Source organism: Ruminococcus sp. (assembly GCF_024684275.1).
The window spans coordinates 1-19,581 of sequence record NZ_JAIKXF010000089.1 but is presented as its reverse complement, the minus strand read 5'-3'; the positions used below and the strand labels follow the sequence as shown (position 1 = coordinate 19,581).

The following is a 19,581-nucleotide window of genomic DNA, read 5'->3' as shown; positions in this document are numbered from 1 at the left end:
ATACCAAAAGCAAAGCCCTTGCATAATGCAAGGGCTTTTTCTTATCTGATTCCCAGTATCTGCTTCTGTAACAGAAGTATATCTGCTACATTATTCTTGTTATCCTCGTTCATATCCGCATTTGAGTACGATAATCCGCTGAGTGTCAGCTCATTGATAAGCGCCTTCCTGTAACGTATCATATCAAAGCTGTCAACTGCGCGGTCACCGTTGATGTCGCCCTTGATCCCGTAGAAGCCGAAATTATCAACATTGAAAAGGTATCCGTCTCCGCCTCTGAACACAAGATAAACATCATGCTGACCTGTACACTGTACGGTCTTACAGCCGCTCTCGACGTATTCGCTCCAGCTGTCAGTGCCCGATACAGGACACTCGCCTATGAGCTCGCCGTCTGCTCCGTCAATACGAATCTCGATAGTTCCGCCCTCTGTCGCACTTGCCGTGCTTGCGCGGAAGCCCTCCGCTCCGCTTTCAAAATCCAGTCCGCGGAAAACGATGTAAGAGCCGTCGGTGATATAGCCGATAGCAGTCTTTCCGCTGTCGTCCTTGCGTATATCGCCGTACTTGAAATTATACGCATTTGCGCCGTAGCTCTTGAAGGCTGTCTTAGGTACGGGAGGCTTATCGTCCTTACCCCATATCCCAAGCTCGTAAACTCTTGCGCCGCCCTCGGTATTCTGAGTAGATGTAAGCATTTCGAGCCTTATGTATCTTGCAGAGATACCCTCTGTATTCCGTCCGCATGAGCTCTTGGTATTGCCGTATACCCTTGCTATGTCCGTCCAGCTCTCGCCGTCGGAGCTTGCCTGTATCACAAAATCGCGGGGATCGTACTTTATATCCTCCTGTACGCCTGCAAATTCAGCGTTCCAGCGCCGTATATCGTAATTTGCACCCAGGTCTATCTGTATCCACTCGCCGCTGAGTCCGTCAATGTGACACCATTTTGTAGCCGCGTCGCCGTCAACTGCAAGAGCCGCGCCCTCGCCTGTCTGTGCGCCCGAAGCGGTAACTTCCTTGCCTATAGCAAGATTCTGGAGTATATCGCCGCCGTTTTCAAGCTGCAATTCGCCGCTGAGCCTGTATTCCTTGCCCTTCTCCGTATCAAAGCTTATGACAGTGCCGCCGTACCTGACTGTACAGATGCCGCCAGATTTTGACAGGATTGCAGTCCTTTCAAGTCTGCCGTTCTTCCAGTACATCTCGGTAACTTCAAAGTTTCCCCGTGCGCAGAGACCGTTTGCATGACCTGTTGACCACTGCTTCGGAAGTGCAGGGAGGAGGGTTATAACGTCGTTATGGCTCTGGAGGAGCATTTCAGCGATACCCGAGGTAAAGCCGAAATTTCCGTCTATCTGGAAGGGCGGATGTGCATCCCAGAGATTATCATAGAGTCTTCCGCTCTTATTGACAGGAGATATGAGGAGCTTGACAAGGTTGTATGCGTGTTCGCCGTCCTCAAGTCTTGCCCAGCAGTTCAGCTTCCATGCCTCTGACCAGCCCGTACCGTCGTCACCTCTTGCATTCAGTGAAGTCGCCGCCGCCTTTGCAGTGGTGGGATTATCAGAGGGAGTTATCTCATATCCCGGATAAAGGGCATACATATGTGAGATATGGCGGTGTTTTTCGTTTTTGTTGTCCCAATCCTGAGCCCATTCCTGTATCTGTCCCCATTTTCCGATAGTTTCGGGACGGATATTGGTGAGCTTGCTGTTGAGCTGACTGCGAAGCGCCTCATCTGTGCCCAATATCTCGGAAGCCTCAGCAACACCCTTGAACAACTCTCTTGCTATGCCGTTGTCCATAGTGACGCTCTGGTCTATGCATGAATTCGGGTAAGCAGGGAGATTTATCTCGGGAGAGGTACTTGGGCTTATCACTGCGTACTCCTGACCGTTTATCTTTGCTGTGGTCATAAGGGAATTGAGGAACTCCGCACTGCCCTTGATAACGGGATATATGTCGGCGAGGTACTCCTCGTCCTGATTGAAGCGGTATGCGTCATAGAGCATATTTGATACCCATGCGCCGCCTGTGGGCCACTGCCCCCACGCACCGTCGATAGCGCCTGTCCTGTTCCACAGGTCGGTATTATGGTGGAGAACCCAGCCGTTCTGTATGCCGTAATTAACTCTTGCGGTGACATTTCCAGCCTCGGCAAGTCCTTTGGACTTCTCCACAAAGGGCTTGAAGCATTCGCCCAGATTTGTGGTAAAGGCAGGCCAGTAATTCATCTCATAGTTGATATTCGAGGTCATTTTACTGCCCCACGCAGGTGAGGAGTACTTGTTCCAGATGCCCTGTAAGTTCATGGGCTGAGCGTCACGGGAAGCGCTTATCATGAGGTATCTGCCGTACTGGAACAAGGTCTCAACCATTTTCGGATCGTTAGATGAGCCAAATTCGGCTATTCTCTGCGGAGTGGTCTTGCTGAGTATAGCGGAGGTATCGCCGCCCAGCTCCACATCAACGCGCTTGAAAAGCTCCTGATAATCGGCGATATGGTGTTCATAGAGAGTATCAAATGAAAGCTTTTCGGCGTTCCTGATGTCAGCCGCAGCGCCGCCCTTTTCGTCGCCGTTGCAGGTCTTGTAGTCCACGAAATTAGTGCGGACTGAAGTGAGTATGACCACAGAATTTGCATTTGAAACGTTTACCCTGCCGTTTCCTGCGCTGATACTGCCGCCGTCGGGAATGACCTTGCTGCGCGAGGAATAGTATACTGCTCCGTCTATCCAGAGGTCCCTGTCGCCGTGACCGTTGGCGATGAGGGTGTCATTTCCGTCGGTGGACACAGTGCCGTTGAGAAGTCCGTCATAGCCTGCCGTAAGGGATACGGAATCAGGGGTATCACAGGTTATCCGCGTTACCATGACCTGATCGGGATAGCTGACGAAGCTCTCACGGGTGTATTTTTTTCCGTTTGCTGTATACTCAGTACGTGCCACGGCGTCGTTCATATCGAGGGTACGGGAGTAATTTGACACATTCTCGTGACCGAGATTGAGCCTGAGAGCTCCCACCTTCTGGTACTTTGCTTCGCCGCCGCCTATGAGATATTTGCCGACGAGACTGTTTGCATCGTTGTATTTGCCGTTTTTGATAAGGTCCTGTATCTCCTTGATGTGATTTCCGCCGCCCTCCTTATTGTTGCTGCCGGGACCAGAGCTCCAGACGGTACATTCATTGATGTCGATGATCTCATTGGGGCAGTTTCCGTATACCATTGCGCCTATCCTGCCGTTTCCCAGAGGGAGAGCCTTGTAGAATGACTCGTCGTTATTATAGGCGTTATCGGTATTGACATTGCCTGCCTGAGTATTGTACCGCAGAACAAGGTCGTCATCGTGTGGGTACTCGGCTGCTGCCGCAGTATTCTCCGCTGTTAGCTTATGTACAGGAGCTCCGCCTGTTACTATAGGGAGCGCCATACACGCTGATAGGAAAACGGAGAGAAATTTTCCGGTGGATTTAAGTTTCATTCCTTTCCAACTCCTTTAGAGCAGCCTGAGGGGACTGCTCAATAAATTTTAATATCGCCCTTTTGTCTGTTATTTTAACGAGATAACAGATTATATATATCTATACATTATAATTGTATCATTATTATAAATAAATGTCAATAAATTATATGCATTTTCTACATCAGCACTGCAAATAAAGCACTTATTTTGCAAAAAAAGCGGATCATACTGCAAAATATTATCGTTTTGCCGTCAAAATGCCTATAACGCGGCAAAGAAAAAAAGCTCACGCATGAAGCATGAGCTTTTAAAGAGAGGGTATATAAGCATTAAAGCTTTTGATATGTGTCTTGTCTGGACCAATACCGTTATTATTATATACTCCATAACCTATTGTGTCAAGTATTATGCGTAAAGTAAGCAAAAAAAGATAAATATGAGCAATTTTTGAATATGGTCAATGGTCTAAACAAACAAAAAAGCTCCCTTTTTGGGGAGCTTATGATACTTATTCGATCGTAACAGAGACCTTCTGGTCCTTCTTAGCTGCACCTGCGCGCATGATAGTACGGAGGGCCTTTGCGATCCTGCCCTGCTTACCGATAACTCTGCCCATATCATCAGGAGCAACGTTAAGGTGAAAAACGATAACGCCCTCTTCGTCGGGTGCGTCCTCGGTAATATTGATAGCGGACTTGTCTTCTACGAGGCCTGCTGCGATAGCATAAAGTAAATCTTTCATTGTAATAACCTCCGTAAAGCTTGGGGACAGAGGCAGAGACTCATAGTCTCTCCTCAGCCATTAAGCTTTTGAATCAAAGAACTCCCTCTTTCTTGAGGAGAGCCTTTACTGTATCAGTAGGCTGTGCACCCTTTGCGATCCAGTCCTTAGCCTTATCTGCGTCGATCTTAACAACAGATGGCTCCTTAGTAGGATCATAGTAACCGATCTCTTCAACGAAACGACCGTCTCTTGGGTATCTTGAATCAGCAACTACTACACGATAGAAAGGAGCCTTCTTAGCGCCCATTCTTCTCAGTCTGATCTTTACTGCCATTTGAATTCACCTCCGAAAAAAGAATATATATTCAAGCGGCGGGAGACCGCATTGAAAGCTTTGTCAGAACGGCAGATTTCCGCCGCCCTTGCCTGTGAGCTTGTCGAAGTTCATGCCTGCTAAGTTCTTTCTTGCCTTACGCAGCGACATCTTGCCGCTCTTGCCTGTGAACTGCTTCATCATCTTCTGCATCTGGTCAAACTGCTTCAGAAGTCTGTTGACCTCCTCTACCTTTGTACCCGAGCCGTTAGCGATACGCTTTTTGCGCGACGGATTTATGATAGAGGGCTTAGCACGTTCAGCCTTTGTCATAGAGGTTATTATAGCCTCTATCCTTGTGAGCTGGCTGTCGTCTATATCGGCGTCCTTTATCTTGTCGCCGATGCCGGGGAGCATACCGAGTATGGATTTCATTGAGCCCATACGCTTTATCTGCTTCATCTGGTCAAGGAGGTCGTCCATATCGAACTTGTTCTCCTTGAACTTCTTGGTGAGCTTTTCAGCGTCCTTCTGGGACATGACGTTCTCGGCTTTTTCGATGAGTGTGAGCACATCGCCCATGCCGAGGATACGGGAAGCCATTCGCTCGGGGTGGAACTGCTCGAAATCGTCAAGCTTTTCGCCCATACCAACGAACTTGATAGGCTTACCTGTAACTGAAAGTACGGACAGCGCCGCACCGCCTCTTGTATCTGAATCGAGCTTTGACATAAGTACGCCTGTGATACCCACAGCGTCATCAAATGCCTTAGCAACGTTTACAGCGTCCTGACCTGTCATAGCGTCTACGACAAGCATTATCTCGTCAGGCTGAGTTTCAGCCTTGATGTTGACAAGCTCCTCCATGAGAGCCTCGTCGATATGAAGACGTCCTGCGGTATCAATAATGAGAATATCGTGGCCGTAGTCCTTAGCGTAGGCAAGAGCCTTCTTCGCAATTTCCACGGGGTTTATCTGTCCCATTTCAAATACCTTTACGTCAGCCTTTGCACCGACTACCTGCAACTGATTGATAGCCGCAGGTCTGTAGATGTCGCAGGCTGCCAGCAGAGGACGATGCCCCTCTTTTTTAAGGAGCTTAGCCAGCTTAGCGGCATGGGTGGTCTTACCCGAGCCCTGAAGTCCGCACATCATGATGACCGTGGGAGGCTTAGACGCCATATTTATCCTTGCATTTCTATTGCCCATGAGCTCTACCAGCTCATCGTTTACTATCTTTATTACCTGCTGAGCGGGAGTAAGGCTTGCCAGCACTTCCTCACCAACAGCTCTTTCAGTTACCTTTTTTACGAAGTCCTTGACAACCTTGTAGCTTACATCGGCTTCGAGGAGTGCAAGGCGCACCTCGCGCATAGCCTCTTTAACATCGGACTCTGTCAGCTTACCTCTGGATTTGAGCTTTTTAAAGACGTTATTCAGTTTTTCGGAAAGTCCTTCAAATGCCATGACGAGCCTCCTTCGTATATTTTACAGGAGCTCTCCGCCCTTAGCGGTCTCGGAGAGTATGATATTTCTTGTATTTTCGTCGGTGATATGCTCTGCGGCGGCTTCGATATTGCGGAAGCAGTCCCGCATTTTGCCGAGTCTTTCGGCAAATCCCAGCTTTTCCTCGTAATTGAGGAGTATCTCCTCGGTACGCTTTATGATACTGCGCACAGCCTGTCTGGTGATATCCAGGGGCTGACCTATCTCCGCAAGGGAAAGGTCCTCGCAGTAATACAGCTCCATGATACTGCGCTGGTGCTCGGTGAGCAGGTCTCCGTAGCAGTCGAGGAGCATTACGAATTTTAATTCCTTAGCCATTTTTCGCGTACCTCACTGGGTGTAATGCAAAATCACTTTACACATTATACTATATCTTTTCCCTTTTGTCAAGGGCTTGGGTGAAATTTTTCTGCGAAAAAATTCGCCCGTTGCCTGTAGGGGCGCACATTGTGTGTCCGCACCTTAGCCTTTGGGCTGTTTTAAAGGAGACGCCCTGCAAGTGAAGACATCTCCTTTTTACATTAACTATATCTATTGTAGTAACCGATTACTTTAATATCCTTGAATTTTTTCAGAAAGCGATATGTTTTTAATTGTTCATGAAGTGAATACTCACAAAGGTTTTCTTGTTCTAAAGGAAATGTTGATGACCATACTTCTTTGATTTCGCCATTAACAAATTTTATCGCCCAATATAGTGATGGTTTTTTATATTCTTTGCCAAATAATAGAGTATTATTTTTTATTATTTGGTTTTTATATATAACATATGATCCGTCTTTTGAACAATCACCATAAATAATGAAAACATCTTTATCTCGAATCGCAACAATATCGTTAAAGTTATTGGATATCTGAAATACTTTATAGTGCTTTACAGCACTTGCATTTAACGAATCAACATATGAACGATATTGCTTTTTATATACAGAGTTTAAAATACCTAATCCTAAAGCAATTGTCAAAGCAAATAATATTAGAAATATTACTATTAATTGCTTTATTTTTTTGTGACCTGTTTCATTATTCATGTTATTCTCCTAACGCAAAAGACAGCCCTTTCTCACTTAATTGAATAATAAACGCTGACCAGCTCCGCAACGCCGTTTTCGTCGAATGAAACATCGAGCATATTTGCGCGGAGAACTCCGTTTTCGTCCATACCCTCAGAGATACCGTATGTAAACATATTCTTGAAGGGCTTATCCATTGTGTCTATCTCATCGGGCTCACCCACATGGGCTTTTACGTCATCAATAGTGGAAACACCGGGGGTTATGCCATAGATATTGCTGTCAGATTCACTGGTGGATATGCTGTATACGGTGCTTTCGTCCTCTTTGCCGTCATAGCATTCCTCCAGCAGTACCGTACACATTTCCTCGCCGCAGTAGTACATCTTAGCCATGCCTCTGCCCTCTTCGAGGCTGTATTTCTGCCTGTCGTAAAGAGTATATGTCCAGCCGGCAGGGAATTTCCCAAGCTTTACGGGTATCTGCACCAGCTGTCCCTTAATGTAGATATTCTGACGGACTATATCAACGTCAAAGGTACCCTCGGGAGCTGTAGGCGGCGGAGTTGTAGGCTCTGTCTGAACAGGGATCACAGTTGCGTCCTCCTTTGCAGGGGGAGCCGGCAGGGGATTGCCGTTTTCGTCGTAATATATGATCTTAGGCTTAGATTCGGGCATTTTCTTCTCCATGCAGCCCACTGCGCCAAGCATTGAAGCGCAAATTAATAAAATGATAGCTTTTTTCATGTTTATCTCCTGTAAAGCTTTCGCTTATGCTTTTATTCCTATTTTTTCGCCGCATTTCACTACAGTTTCGATACCCTCTGCGGAATTTCGGAGTATATCCTCGTCAACAGCAATGCTGTCCCTGCCGAAAAGCATGACTATAGTAGAACCGCCGAACTCGAATTTACCCTTTTCATCGCCTCTGCGGAAGGCGGTCTCGCCGTGATGGTTGACTATCCTGCCCACCAGCATAGCTCCCACCTCGACCTGTACCACATCACCGAAATTATCGGTGTGGAGCACGGTATATTCGCGGCAGTTGCGCTTATATATATTATATCTTTCAAGGGCTATGGGATTCACGGTATGAAGCTCTCCTGCGATGAATGTATTCTCGGATTTCGTACCGCTGTCTATGTAGCAGTAGCGGTGGTAGTCGTTGACCTCAAGGCGGAAAATAAGGCAGTATCCGCCGCCGAAGCGCTTAGCGAGAAACTCGTTCTGCAAGAGGTCACTGACTCTGTATCGTGAGCCCTTTATGCGGAATATGCTGTTTCTGCCTATTTTATGGACAGTCAGCTTTGAGTCGCAGGGGCTTATAAGGTGGCTCGGCACACGGTCTACGGGACGCTTGTCCGGCTTTATCACACGGGTGAAGAAGTCGTTATACGAGCGAAAGCCGTTCATCATGTACTCAGAGGTATCAATGCCGCTGCGCCTGATAAAGGGCTTTATGAGTATCTTTGAGGGGCGTGAGTCCATAAAAGCACCGGCAGCCCTTGATATTGCAGGGGCTGTCAGCGTTTTGAGAAATACTCTGCCCAAAACGCTGCCGTACAGCTTTTTCAGAAGCTTGTTCTGTTTTGCATTTGTTTCTATGACTTGTCCTGTTCTTGTTTTTATCATGTTAATCTCCTTGTGGGAGAGCTCAGAGCCTTGCGTTGGCAAGCATGAGCTTTATTCGGTTTTCCTGATTTACTCTTGTAGCACCGGGATCGTAGTCTATAGCGACGATATTTGCATTGGGATTGTCCTGCTTGATAGCGCGTGACATACCCTTTGCGACGATATGGTTCGGCAGACAGCCAAAGGGCTGAGTGCAGATGATATTCTCGACGCCTGACTTTGCAAGAGCCGCCATTTCCGCAGGGATAAGCCAGCCCTCGCCCATTACTACGCCCTGATTGATATACTTGTCAGCAAGCCTTCTCAGATGCTCGAAGTCATGGAGAGGCTCAAAGCTGCCCTGCTCCTTCATTACCTTTATGAGCTCCTTCTGCTTTGCGTAGATAAGGTCGTAGCCTATCTTATTGAATATGGAGCGCTTTGTGGGGTGGTCGTATATCTTGGCGTCGTTGAATGTACCTGCTGCGCAGTACATTACGAATTCAAGCAGAGACGGCACAACGGGCTCACAGCCCTCAGATATGAGGAAGTCCTCAAGGTGATTATTGGCAAGTGGTGAGTATTTTACATATATCTCGCCAACTATGCCTACTCTTATCTTCTTTTCGCTGCTTAGAGGGATAGACGCAAAGTCGTTGAGTATATCTCTGTAGACCTTCTTGGTCTTGAGAAACATCTTGCTGCCCTTCAGGAAGATATTGCACAGCCTTCTGTGCCATTTATCCAGCATTTTCTTTGATTCGCCCTTATTTATCTCATAGGCTCTGCACTTGTTGTAGCAGGTCATGAGCAGGTCACCGTAGAGGACTGCATACAGCATTTGCAGGAACATAGGCGCAGTTATCCTGAAGGCACTGTCCTTTTCAAGTCCGCTGAAATTAAGGGATACCACAGGTATCTGGGGATAATTCTTGGCAACAGCCTTTCTCAGCAGGTGTATGTAGTTTGAAGCTCGGCAGCCGCCGCCTGTCTGCGTTATGAGCAGGGCGGTCCTGTCGGGATCGTACTTTCCGCTTTTCAGGGCGTCCATGAACTGTCCTATTACCAGCAGAGCAGGGTAGCAGGCGTCATTGTGGACGTTTTTCAGTCCCTCGTCAACCACTGCACGGGAGTCGTTGCGCAGCAGCTCCAGCTTATAGCCCTTAGCTTCAAATATGGATATGAGCATTTTGAAGTGTATGGGCAGCATATCGGGAACGAGGATAGTATGTGTCTTTATCATATCCTCGGTAAACTTTGCATATTCGGGCATAAGAACCTCCGTAAAATTACTTCAAATCAGCGCGTTCAAACCGGCTGTGCCACAGGCTTTTTTGCAGGCTTCTGTTCTGCCTGCTCCATAGCGGCAACAAGGCTTCTCAGTCTTATCCTTGCCGCGCCGAGATTGTTTATCTCGTCTATTTTGAGCTGAGTGTAGAGCTTTCCGCGGCTCTCTAAGATATGTCTCACCTCGTCGCCTGTTACGGCGTCGATACCGCAGCCAAAGGATACCAGCTGTATGAGCTGCATATCGGGCTGAGTGGTCACGTACTTAGCTGCGCGGTAAAGTCTCGAATGGTAAGTCCACTGATTGAGGACGCCAAGCTTAGGTGTTTTTGCAAGACCTGCGATACTGTCCTCGGTTATTACAGCCATGCCAAGACTTGATACCAGCTTATGTATGCCGTGGTTTATCTCCTTGTCGATGTGATAGGGGCGTCCTGCAATAACGATTATCTTGCGCTTTTCGGCTCTTGCCTGCTCGATTATCTCGAAAGCCTTGCGTGTAACTGTGTTATGGTAGGTCTCAAGAGCCTCATAAGCCCTGTCTACAGCCTCGGGTATCCTGCCCTTGACGTTGTACTTTTTCAGCGCCTGTCCCAGCACCTTTATGACATTCTTTCTGATGTTGAGGTCAAGATATGGGTGAATAAAGTTATCATTGTTCAGGCGCGGATTATTTGCAAGCAAGAGCTCGGGATAATAGGCAACAACAGGACAGTTGAAGTGGTTATCGCTGCCGCCCTCATCGAGATTGTAGCTCATGCAGGGGTAGAATATGAAGTCTGCGCCCTTGTCGAGAAGATTCTCTATGTGTCCGTGAGTGAGCTTTGCAGGGTAGCATACCGTATCCGAGGGGATAGTGTGCTGACCGAGATAGTACATATCACGGGAGCTTTCATCGGAAATTATCGTTCTGAAGCCCAGACTTGTAAACAGCATATGCCAGAAGGGCAGCTGTTCGTAGAAGCTCAGTGCAAGGGGAAGTCCCACTGTGCCGCGGTAACGCTTGGGCTGGTGAGTTTTCACTGTATTGAGGATACTGTCGTATTTGAACTCGTAGAGGTTTGGAACGGTGTTCCTGTTGGCGATACCGCCGCCCTTTTCGCAGCGATTTCCCGATATAAAGCGTCTGCCCTTGCCGAAATTGATGATATTTAGCTGACAGTGAGCGGTACAGCCGCCGCAGTTAGCGGAGCGCGATTCATAGGTGAAGTTTTCAAGCTCCTCGGCTGAAATGAGCTTTGAGGGCTCGCCGTCGGCTCTCTCCTTAGCGTAGAGGGCACAGCCGAAAGCTCCCATAAGTCCCGAAATAGCAGGACGTATAACGTTTCTGCCAAGCTCCTTCTCAAATGAGCGGAGAACTGCGTCGTTGAGGAAGGTCCCTCCCTGTACGACGATGTTCTTGCCGAGGTCGTCGGGAGAATTGGCGCGTATTACCTTGTATATAGCGTTCTTTATGATAGACGATGAAAGACCTGCGGAGATGTCCTCCACGGTTGCGCCGTCTTTCTGAGCCTGCTTTACGGAGCTGTTCATGAATACAGTACAGCGTGAGCCTAAGTCAACAGGGTGCTCTGCAAAGAGTCCCAGCTGTGAGAACTCCGCAATATCATAGCCTAAAGCCATAGCAAATGTCTGTATGAAAGAGCCGCAGCCCGAGGAACAAGCCTCGTTAAGCATTATGCTGTCGATGCTCTTGTTTTTTATCTTGAAGCACTTGATGTCCTGACCGCCGATGTCGATGATGAAGTCAACGTCGGGACAGAAGTAAGCTGCCGCCTTGAAATGGGCAACAGTCTCAACTATGCCGTGGTCAATGGAGAGACCTGCCTTGATGAGGTCCTCGCCGTAGCCTGTTACCGCAGAGCCCTTTATGGTTATATCGGGATTCATAGCGGAATAGATACGCTTTACCTGATCTGCTATCTTGTCAAGGGGCTGTCCCTGATTTGAGGAATAGTGATTGTAGAGCATACGTCCGTCCTCGGTTATGAGCACAAGCTTTGTGGTGGTGGAGCCAGCGTCGATACCGAGGTAAGCGTTGCCCTTATACGTACGTATATCGGCATATCCGAGGTCAAACTTCTTGTGGCGCTCAATGAACTTGTCATACTCTGAGTGTGAGCGGAACAGGGGCTCTCCTGTAACAATGTCGTCGGAAGCCTTTGCATTCTGTATCTTTTCGATTATGTCCTCTATTTTGAAGGAATCCTCGGCAGTTGCCGCGTAGATAGCACAGCCGTATGCCACGAAAACAGGTGCCTCAGGCGGAAATACAGCGTGTTTTTCGTCAAGCCCGAGAGTCTTTGTGAACGCCTTTTTCAGTCCCTTGAGGAAGAACAGCGGACCGCCGAGGAAGAGCACCTTTCCCTCGATAGTACGTCCCTGAGCGAGTCCCGAAACAGTCTGGTCAACTACCGCCTGAAAGATACTTGCGGCAACGTCCTCACGTCTTGCGCCCTGATTGAGCAGGGGCTGTATATCGGATTTAGCGAAAACTCCGCAGCGTGAGGCTATGGGGTATATCTTCTGAGCGTGGAGCGACAGCTCGTCAAGCTCGTCGGCAGTTATTCCGAGGAGAGTAGCCATCTGGTCGATGAAGGCTCCCGTACCGCCTGCGCAGGTGCCGTTCATACGCTGTTCAACGCCGCCTGTGAGGAATATAATCTTAGCGTCCTCGCCGCCAAGCTCGATAACTGCGTCAGCATCGGGCTGTTTCTGTTTTACAGCGAGAAAAGCCGCGTGGACCTCCTGTACAAAGGGGATATTTGCGGAATTAGCAAGACCAAGCCCTGCCGAGCCTGTGATACAAACGGAAAATTCCTCATTAGGGTGGTCTGCCCGTATTATTTTCAGCTGGTCTGTAACGGTCTCCTTGACCTTAGAAAGGTGGCGCTGATATTTTGAGTAGATTATCTCGCCGTCTGCGTCTGTAATTACTGTTTTTACCGTGGTAGAGCCCACATCTATGCCGAGAGAATATTTATTTGACATTTTACACCTCAGTAGAAGTAATCATTCAGCGGAGCGTCTGCATTCCGCCGCTAATATTTTATTATACCATACATTTGTATAAATAGCAAGTGAGGAGAAGTCTGCTGTCCGGAATTGATAATTGAAAATAGATAATTTGTTGCTAATATCTCCGAAAAATGCTATAATAGCGTATATTCGATACTTTTTCAGTATAGCACGAAAGATTTGCAATGTCAATTTGAAAAATTTAGACTTTTTCTGTAACGAAAAGCATTTTCGTGCAACTAATAAGTGAACGTTCAGGGAGAGGAGGCGGTGAGATGTCGTCGGATATGGAAAAATACTACAGAGAAAACGGCAGAAAGGTATTCCTGTATCTGATGACTCTGTGCGGAAGTGCCGATACTGCCGAGGAGCTCACGCAGGAGACCTTTTACCGCGCTCTCCGCTCACTAAAGAAATACAAGGGCGAGTGCTCGGTGTATACGTGGCTGTGCAGTATCGCCCGAAACTGCTGGCTGGAGGAGCTCCGCAAACGCACCCGACACAAGGGCGAGGAGCTAAGCGAGCTTACCGAGGACAATGCTCTCCGTCCCGACGAAAGAGCGGAAAGCGAGGATTCGCGGATACGTCTGCTGAAAAGGATACACTCCCTGCCGGAAACAGAAAAGGAGCTGATACTTCTCCGCGCGTCGCAGGAGCTGAGCTTTCGCGAGATAGGCGAGATATTCGGCAAAAGCGAAAACTGGGCAAGAGTGACCTATTACCGTGCCAAACAGAAGCTGATGTAGCGGTGGACGCCCTCGCCGTCCCCTACATTGAAAGGAGCGATCTTATGAAATGCAATATAATCAGAGACCTTTTGCCGCTGTACTGCGACAAACTTACATCTCAGGACAGCAACGAAGAAATAGAAAAGCACCTCCACGAGTGCGAGGAATGCAATGCTGTCTATGAGAGCATGAACAACAAGGAAGATAATATAAAACTGTCCGATACGGACGTAAAACCGCTGAAAAAGGTAAAAAAGCGCACCGCACTGAAAATCATAGCCGCAATTCTCGGCACAGCCGCTGTGCTGTTCGGAGTATTCATGTTCGTTTTCTGGGGAGTTATCCCCATAAGCTCGGATAAGCTGCATTATACAGTGACTGCGAAAGAAGTGAAATCATACTGCGTAGAGAGTGAAGAACGTGATGAGGACGGTAGCTATATTTATGAATACCGCTCAGAGTTCGGCGATGACTTCTACCCCATTCCCGACGGCGTAAAAGTAAAAAATGAAAAATGGATAGATTTTGAATTTGAGGGCGCTTGCAGCTGCACAAACGAGCGCACCGATTCAAAGTACGACAATTTCGTCAATGACGAGGGCGTAAACGATATATTAGCACATTATCATATCTGGATATATCCCGTTGTAAAGCTGCCTTTTGATGACCGCGGCAAATATCCTAATCAATATTCATGGGGCACTAATGATGTCAAAGAGGGCAGTACCCTAACTATCCATTACCGTGATAAAACAGAAACTATCGACCTCTGGGAGCTTTATCAGAAAATTGTTAAAGAATAATGACCTCATTCGGACGGCAACTGCCGCCCGATTTTTTTGTTGACAATAAATACCGTAAGTGATATAATGAATTATATATGTATATTTGCGGCTGTATGCCGTATATGATATAAAGTTGAGAGTTGAGAGTTGAGAGTTGAAAGTTGTTCTGCTATTATGTGAGTAAAGCGAATACATTCATTCTCAATTCTACATTCTCCATTCTCAATTAATAACAGGTTGGAGATAATAAAATTGATAAAAACAGTAAACGGTTTGAAGATAAACTACGAGGAAAAGGGCGAGGGCGACCTTATCGTACTGCTTCACGGCTGGGGCAGCAATATCACCCTTTTTGCCAATATGATAGAGCTTCTCTCGAAGAAGTACAAGGTCGTGGCTATGGATATGCCCGGCTTCGGTAAAAGCGACGAGCCAAAGGAAGTATGGGACGTAAGCTCCTATGTGCAGTTCGTCATCGACTTTCTCAGGGACTACGATACAAAGGAAGTAATGCTCCTCGGTCACAGCTTCGGCGGACGCGTTATCATAAAAATGCACAGCCGCAGCGACCTGCCTTTTAAGGTCACAAAGGTAATTCTTGTGGACAGCGCTGGCATTATGCCGCCAAAATCCAACAAAAAGAGCTGGCGTACACGCTATTACAAGCTGGGAAGAACTGTCCTCTCATGGGGCATAGTTAAGAAGCTCTTCCCCGACGCGCTTGAGAACTTCCGCAAGAAAATGGGCAGTGCAGACTACGCCGCAGCTTCACCTATGATGCGTCAGGTCATGGTAAAGGTGGTAAACGAGGACTTAGAGCCCTATCTGCCAAATATCAAGGCTCCCACACTCCTTGTATGGGGCGTGAACGATACCGCAACACCTCTCTCCGACGGTGAGAAAATGGAAAAGCTCATTCCCGACGCAGGTCTTGTAAAGCTGGAAAATGCAGGACATTATTCATTCTTAGAGCAGCAGTTCACATTTAACCGCGTGATGTGCAGCTTTATGAAGATAGAAGATTGAATTAGGAGATATATATGAATTTGGTTTTATGGATAATATATGCAGTCATTTCCCTGACTGCAACAGTATTCCTCGGGCTGAGAGAGTTCCATATGCTCCAGCTCAACGGCTACAAGACTCCCGAGCATTCACGCTGGATGAAAAAGAACGCAAGGCGCTATATACTGCCTGCGGTGCTGTTTGTAGCGCAGTTTGCTCTGCTCATTTTCTCGCCTTACCACAGGGACGGAAGCTATGACAGCGTAATGAGCCCGCTGAACGAAAAAATATCGTTGGTTATCATCATTTTACTCATGATAATGAACCTTATCATCGGTCTGGCAAACAAGCCAGGCAAGAAATTCAAGAAGCCCCTTGTGTATACTGCAAGAGTAAAGCGTATGCTCATCACATTCTTCATACTCATCGCGCTCTTGTTCATATGCGGCTATTTTTCGGCTGATATCTTCCATGACGGTCTCGCAGGAGGAACGCCAAGTCTGCTGTTCAAGCTGACTCACAATCACCACATGGGCAATCTGCCGTATATATTCGTCGGCTCGGCGCTGTACCTCACGCCAATACTTGTTCCGCTTTCCAACCTTATCAACAAGCCCGTTGAAAAGGCTGTCCAGAACTGGTATATCAACGACGCCAAGCGCATACTTTCCGAGTGCCCCACGCTTCATAAGGTGGGTATCACGGGAAGCTACGGCAAGACCAGCATGAAGTTCTACCTTGACGAGCTTCTCAATTCTCAGTACAACACGCTGAAAACTCCCGAGAGCTTTAATACGCCTATGGGAGTTACAATAACTATCCGCCGCGACTTAAAGCCCACACACGAATACTTCATCTGCGAAATGGGCGCAAGACGAGTTCACGAGATCAAGGAGCTCTGCGGAATTGCAGATCCCCACGACGGTATCATCACTTCCGTAGGGCCTCAGCACCTTGAGACATTCGGCTCTATCAAGAACGTGGTAAATACCAAGTTCGAGCTTGCCGACCATGTAAAGGCTAAGGGCGGTAAGATATACCTCAACGGCGACAACGAGCTTATCCGCAGGAAAGCTCCCGAGTACCCCAATGCGGTGCTTTACGGACTTCAGGAGGGCAACCACTACCGCGCTACTGACATTTCCGTATCCGACAGAGGCACGGAGTTCACGGTAACTGCTCCCGACGGCGAGACAAAGCGCTTCTCAATGAAGCTCCTCGGCGAACACAACGTACAGAACGTTCTCGGAGCTATCGCTTACGCACACGGCACGGGCATTTCACTCGACAAGCTCACACTTCCCGTTAAGCGTATCGCCGCAGTTCCCCACAGATTACAGCTTCTCGACAAGGGCGGAAACATGACCTTTATCGACGACGCATACAACTCAAATCCAAGCGGCTGCCGCGCAGCACTGGGCGTTCTCGGTCTTTTCGACGCCTGCCGCATACTGGTAACTCCCGGTATGGTCGAGCTTGGCGCAAAGCAGGAGGAGCTGAACTTCGAGTTCGGTCAGGAGGCTGCAAAAGCCTGTGACCATATAGTCCTTGTCGGCAAAACACAGACAGTTCCCATATACAACGGTATCAAGGACGCAGGCTACGATATGGACAATGTTTTCGTGGCAGACAGCCTTAACGAGGCTCTCGACCATGTAAGAGCCTATCAGACAGACAAGAAGAAGATAGTTCTTCTTGAAAACGACCTGCCCGACAACTATTAATTATGCATTAAATAAAAGGAGAAATAACAATGAAGATCAATCTTGCAGTTCTTTTCGGCGGAAGAAGCGTTGAACATGAGGTATCCGTTATCTCTGCGGTTCAGGCTATGGCAAGCATAAATAAGGAAAAATACAACATTATTCCCGTTTATATGACTAAAAAGAGCGAATTCTGGACAGGCGAAAAGCTCATGGACATCAACAGCTTCAAGGATATACCTGCACTTCTCAAGGAGTGTACAGAGTGTGTTTTCGTAAGAAGCGAGGGCAAGGTACAGCTTATCCGACAGAAAATGAAGAAATTCGGCTCAAATGTCATCTCTGACATCGACGTTGCATTCCCTATCGTTCACGGCACAAACGTTGAGGACGGCGCTTTGCAGGGCTATTTACAGACTCTCGACCTGCCCTATGTAGGCTGTGATGTTTTAGCTTCTGCTATCGGAATGGACAAATTCGTTATGAAGATACTCCTCAAGGACGCAGGCTTCCCTGTGCTTGACTGCTGCCGTTTCTCCTCATACGAGATAAACGAAATGGACAGAATGGTGGATGAGGTCGAGAAGAAGTTCGGCTATCCCGTTATCGTAAAGCCTATCAACCTCGGCTCCAGTGTCGGTATCTCAAAGGGCAAGGACAGAGACAGCCTTATCAAGTCTATCGAGGAGGCATTCGAATTTGCTGACCGTATCCTCATCGAGCCCTGCGTTGTTCAGCTCAAGGAGATAAACTGCGCAGTAGCAGGCGACAGCGAGTCCGCAGAGGCTTCTGTCTGCGAGGAGCCTGTACAGGCAAGCGGCGACGATATACTCAGCTATGACCAGAAGTACGTCGGCGGCGGCAAGGGCGGCAGCAAGGGCATGGCTACACTGAAAAGAAAGATACCTGCTGATATTACTCCCGAGCAGGACGAATTCATCAGAAAAACAGCTGTTGACGCATTCCGCTATCTTGGTCTCAACGGCGTTACACGTATCGACTTCATGATAGATATGGCTACAGACAAGGTCTACATAAACGAAATAAATACTATCCCTGGCTCACTTGCATTCTACCTCTGGGAGCCTAAGGGCGTCAAGTATACAGAGCTTCTTGAGAGACTTATCCAGCTTGCCCTCAAGCGCTACAGACAGGGTGAGAAGATAAGCTATACATTCGATACAAATATCCTCTCAATGGGAGGAAGCTTCGGTTCAAAGGGAAGCAAGAGATAATTATTTGTTCAGAATTAATGTCAGTTTTTACTTTGATAATTATGCATTATGAATTATGAATTGATGAATGGAGGGTTTAAAATGACCGAAAAAGAAAAACAGCAGGCAGGAGAGCTTTACAACTCAAATGACAGAGAGCTTTTCAACGAAAGAATAAAGGCTAAGAAGCTCTGCGCTGAGTACAATGCCGTTGAATGCAACGACTTCCAGAAGCGCGAAAGGATACTTGACCGTCTTGTGGCTCTCAGAGGCGAAAACACTGTTATCGAGCCTAATTTCTTCTGTGATTACGGCTATAACATCGTTGTCGGAGACAATTTCTACGCAAATCATAACCTTGTTATACTTGACTGTGCTGATATAGAGTTCGGCAATAATGTCTTTATCGGTCCTAACTGCGGATTCTACGCCGCAGAACACCCTATTGAAGCTAACCTGAGAAATCAGGGACTTGAATACGCAAAGCCCATAAAGGTGGGCAGCAATGTCTGGATAGGCGGCGGAGTTACTGTTATCGGCGGAGTCACCATCGGCGATAATGTTGTCATAGGCGCAGGCAGCGTAGTTACTAAGGATATTCCCTCAAACTGCGTGGCTGTAGGAAATCCCTGTGCTCCCATAAAAACTATCGAGCCTGTTTCGGAGACTGAAATTGCAGAAAAGCCCAAGCCTGCCGAAAAGAAGCCTGCTCCCGAAGAAAAGCCAAAGACAAGGAGAATCGAGATACACCGAATTGATTAAGACGAAAGGAAGACTGGACCATGAATACACTGCACTTCAAATACGCTGTTGAAATTGAGAAGACTCGCTCTATCACACAGGCAGCGGAAAACCTCTACATGGCTCAGCCTAATCTGAGCAAGGCTATCAAGGAGCTGGAAAGCACTCTCGGCATAACTATTTTCAGACGTACATCAAAGGGCGTTATCCCCACGGATCAGGGACTGAAATTCCTCGATTATGCCAAACAGATACTTATCCAGATAGATAATATGGAGGCTATACACTCTCCCAACAAGCCGAAAAACAGCCGTCTGCGCATATCAGTGCCGAGAACGGGCTACATCTCAAAGGCTTTTTCGGAGTATATCGCCTCGCTGAATGCTCCCGAGGATATGGAATTGTTCTTCTGTGAGACTAATTCCCTCAGAACTATCGAGAATGTCCGTGAAAATGGCTATGATTTC

At 47.6% G+C, this 19,581-nt stretch carries 17 protein-coding genes; 7 read left to right on the top strand and 10 right to left on the bottom strand.

Translation table 11 applies throughout. The features are described from left to right. Positions 1-41: 41 nt before the first annotated feature. The 10 genes from K5677_RS09280 to K5677_RS09235 all read right to left on the bottom strand — a co-directional run bounded on the left by K5677_RS09280 (position 42) and on the right by K5677_RS09235 (position 12,911). Complete coding sequence (locus K5677_RS09280; protein WP_296727168.1) at positions 42-3,485, bottom strand: glycoside hydrolase N-terminal domain-containing protein; 3,444 nt, start codon at positions 3,483-3,485, stop codon at positions 42-44. Between the two features lie 490 nt (positions 3,486-3,975). Further along, positions 3,976-4,209, bottom strand: coding sequence for a KH domain-containing protein (locus K5677_RS09275; protein ID WP_024861192.1), 234 nt, complete (start codon positions 4,207-4,209; stop codon positions 3,976-3,978). Between the two features lie 73 nt (positions 4,210-4,282). Then, positions 4,283-4,525, bottom strand: a complete 243-nt coding sequence (gene rpsP, locus K5677_RS09270) for a 30S ribosomal protein S16 (protein ID WP_296727166.1) — start codon at positions 4,523-4,525, stop codon at positions 4,283-4,285. Positions 4,526-4,588: 63 nt separating this feature from the next. Beyond that, entirely contained in the window at positions 4,589-5,971 is a 1,383-nt protein-coding gene (gene ffh / locus K5677_RS09265) for a signal recognition particle protein (protein ID WP_296727164.1), read from the bottom strand. A gap of 21 nt (positions 5,972-5,992) precedes the next feature. Then, positions 5,993-6,328, bottom strand: a complete 336-nt coding sequence (ylxM, locus tag K5677_RS09260) for a YlxM family DNA-binding protein (protein WP_028514013.1) — start codon at positions 6,326-6,328, stop codon at positions 5,993-5,995. 203 nt (positions 6,329-6,531) lie between these two features. Next, on the bottom strand, positions 6,532-7,041 hold the full coding sequence (locus K5677_RS09255; RefSeq protein WP_296727162.1) for a hypothetical protein: 510 nt from the start codon (positions 7,039-7,041) through the stop codon (positions 6,532-6,534). Between the two features lie 32 nt (positions 7,042-7,073). Then, positions 7,074-7,769 (bottom strand): hypothetical protein, encoded by a 696-nt coding sequence (locus tag K5677_RS09250; RefSeq protein ID WP_296727159.1) that lies wholly within the window; start codon positions 7,767-7,769, stop codon positions 7,074-7,076. A gap of 24 nt (positions 7,770-7,793) precedes the next feature. Beyond that, entirely contained in the window at positions 7,794-8,654 is an 861-nt protein-coding gene (locus K5677_RS09245; RefSeq protein ID WP_296727158.1) for a phosphatidylserine decarboxylase, read from the bottom strand. A 22-nt stretch (positions 8,655-8,676) separates the two neighbouring features. Further along, positions 8,677-9,906 (bottom strand): 2-hydroxyacyl-CoA dehydratase, encoded by a 1,230-nt coding sequence (locus K5677_RS09240; RefSeq protein ID WP_296727156.1) that lies wholly within the window; start codon positions 9,904-9,906, stop codon positions 8,677-8,679. A gap of 35 nt (positions 9,907-9,941) precedes the next feature. After that, the gene (locus K5677_RS09235; RefSeq protein WP_296727154.1) at positions 9,942-12,911 is read right to left on the bottom strand and encodes an acyl-CoA dehydratase activase; all 2,970 of its coding nucleotides are present in this window, start codon (positions 12,909-12,911) and stop codon (positions 9,942-9,944) included. Between the two features lie 302 nt (positions 12,912-13,213). Between K5677_RS09235 and K5677_RS09230 the strand changes: the two genes are divergently transcribed. The 7 genes from K5677_RS09230 to K5677_RS09200 all read left to right on the top strand — a co-directional run. Further along, complete coding sequence (locus K5677_RS09230) at positions 13,214-13,684, top strand: sigma-70 family RNA polymerase sigma factor (protein ID WP_296727151.1); 471 nt, start codon at positions 13,214-13,216, stop codon at positions 13,682-13,684. Positions 13,685-13,728: 44 nt separating this feature from the next. Next, the gene (locus K5677_RS09225; RefSeq protein ID WP_296727150.1) at positions 13,729-14,469 is read left to right on the top strand and encodes a zf-HC2 domain-containing protein; all 741 of its coding nucleotides are present in this window, start codon (positions 13,729-13,731) and stop codon (positions 14,467-14,469) included. Between the two features lie 234 nt (positions 14,470-14,703). After that, positions 14,704-15,477 carry an alpha/beta hydrolase gene (locus K5677_RS09220; RefSeq protein WP_296727147.1) on the top strand — a complete coding sequence of 258 codons (774 nt, stop codon included), beginning with the start codon at positions 14,704-14,706 and terminating at the stop codon, positions 15,475-15,477. A 14-nt stretch (positions 15,478-15,491) separates the two neighbouring features. Next, a complete protein-coding gene (gene murF, locus K5677_RS09215) occupies positions 15,492-17,180 on the top strand; it encodes a UDP-N-acetylmuramoyl-tripeptide--D-alanyl-D-alanine ligase (protein ID WP_296727144.1) in 1,689 nt (562 codons plus the stop codon). A gap of 29 nt (positions 17,181-17,209) precedes the next feature. Next, the gene (locus K5677_RS09210) at positions 17,210-18,394 is read left to right on the top strand and encodes a D-alanine--D-alanine ligase family protein (protein WP_296727142.1); all 1,185 of its coding nucleotides are present in this window, start codon (positions 17,210-17,212) and stop codon (positions 18,392-18,394) included. An 81-nt stretch (positions 18,395-18,475) separates the two neighbouring features. Continuing rightward, positions 18,476-19,135, top strand: a complete 660-nt coding sequence (locus tag K5677_RS09205) for a sugar O-acetyltransferase (RefSeq protein ID WP_296727139.1) — start codon at positions 18,476-18,478, stop codon at positions 19,133-19,135. Positions 19,136-19,155: 20 nt separating this feature from the next. Further along, positions 19,156-19,581, top strand: a 426-nt coding sequence (locus K5677_RS09200; RefSeq protein WP_296727137.1) for a LysR family transcriptional regulator, incomplete at its 3' end; no start/stop codon positions are given.